Raw genomic sequence first — 1,509 nt, 5'->3', positions numbered from 1 at the left:
CGCACCTGGCACTACGCGTACGATAAAGAGAGCCAGCAACTGACAACGGTTATTGCCCCGGACGGCAGCCGCTGGCAGTGGTGGCTGGATGCCGACGGGCGGGTCATCCGCGAGCGTGACATGACCGGCACCGAGACCCACTACAGCTACGACGAGGACGGCCTGTGCGTCAGCGTGCGCAACGGCGAAGGCGACACCCGTCACTTCCTCTACGACGCCCGCGGCCTGCTGTTGCGTGAAACCGCGCCGGACGACACCCTGCACTACCGGTACGATGCGGTGGGCCGCCTGACCGAGGTCTCGTCAGCCACCGCCCATGTGCAACTGGACTACGACCTGCGCGACCGGGTGGTGCGTGAATGGCACAACGGCACGCTGCTCACCCGCCAGTACGATGACGCGGCCCGCACCGTCACCCGCACCCTGACCTGGGACGGCGACGCCGGGGACACCACCGGCACCCTCGCGCCACTCACCAGCCTGTTCCATTACACCCGCACCGGCGAGCTGCGGCAGGTGCAGTTGCCGGACGGTGCCGACCTGACCCTGACCCAGGATGCAGCGGGCCGCGAGTCACACCGCCGCGGCGGCAGCGGCTTTGTCCAGCAGCGGGAATACGACGTGATGGGCTGGCTGACGCGGGAGATGAGCGGGGCACAGCACGACGGCCACCTGCTGGCGGCGCAGACACGGGAATACCGCTACGACGGTGCCGGTAACCTGACCGGGGTGCGTCACAACCGCGACGCCGAAGGTTATCGTCTGGACGCCACCGGCCGGGTGCAGGCAGTGCTGAGCGGTGGCGCGGGCAAACCGGTGGACACCCTCGCCCGCTTCCACTACACCCGCACCGGTCTGCCGCAGGAGGCAGGGCGGCTTACCGAGTGGCAGTCTGGCCGACTGGTTCAGCACGATGACACCCATTACCAGTACGACAGGGCCGGACGGCTTATCCGTAAACAGGTGGTGCAGCCGGGCTACCGCCCGCAGGTGTGGCAGTACCGCTGGGACAGCCGCAACCAGCTGCGGGTGGTGGATACCCCGACCGGCGAACGCTGGCTGTACCGTTACGACCCGTTCGGTCGCCGGGTGGGCAAACGCTGCGACCAGAAAGCCGAAGAAATTCGCTACCAGTGGGACGGCGACCAGATAGCGGAAATCCGCCACTACCGCCACGGCCAGTTGGTAGCCCGCCGCCACTGGGTCTACAACGGCTGGGAGCTGGTGGTCCAGCAGCGCCAGCACACCGGCGGCGACTGGGAAACGGATTTTGTCACCAGCAGCCAGAACGGCGTGCCGCAGGCGCTATTCACACCGGACGGCACCCTGCGCTGGCAGGCCCCGAAAGCCACCCTGTGGGGCCAGCGTCAGGCAGAAAAATCGGAAAGTCCGGACCCCGGCCTGGCCTTCGCCGGGCAGCTCCGTGACAGCGAAAGCGGGCTGTGCTATAACCGCTTTCGGTACTACGACCCGGCCGGTGGGTGCTATGTCTCGCCAGACCCGATAGGG

Annotated in this window: 1 protein-coding gene; it reads left to right on the top strand. The window is 67.5% G+C overall.

The features are described 5' to 3' along the window. Positions 1 to 1,509 (top strand): RHS repeat protein (locus tag FAZ14_RS20165; RefSeq protein WP_194287090.1); only part of this gene is annotated, 1,509 nt, incomplete at both ends.

It is taken from the genome of Dickeya oryzae (assembly GCF_009372235.1).
Classification (GTDB): domain Bacteria; phylum Pseudomonadota; class Gammaproteobacteria; order Enterobacterales; family Enterobacteriaceae; genus Dickeya; species Dickeya oryzae.
The sequence above is the reverse complement of the archived record's forward strand: the minus strand, read 5'-3'. Positions and strand labels throughout refer to the sequence as shown.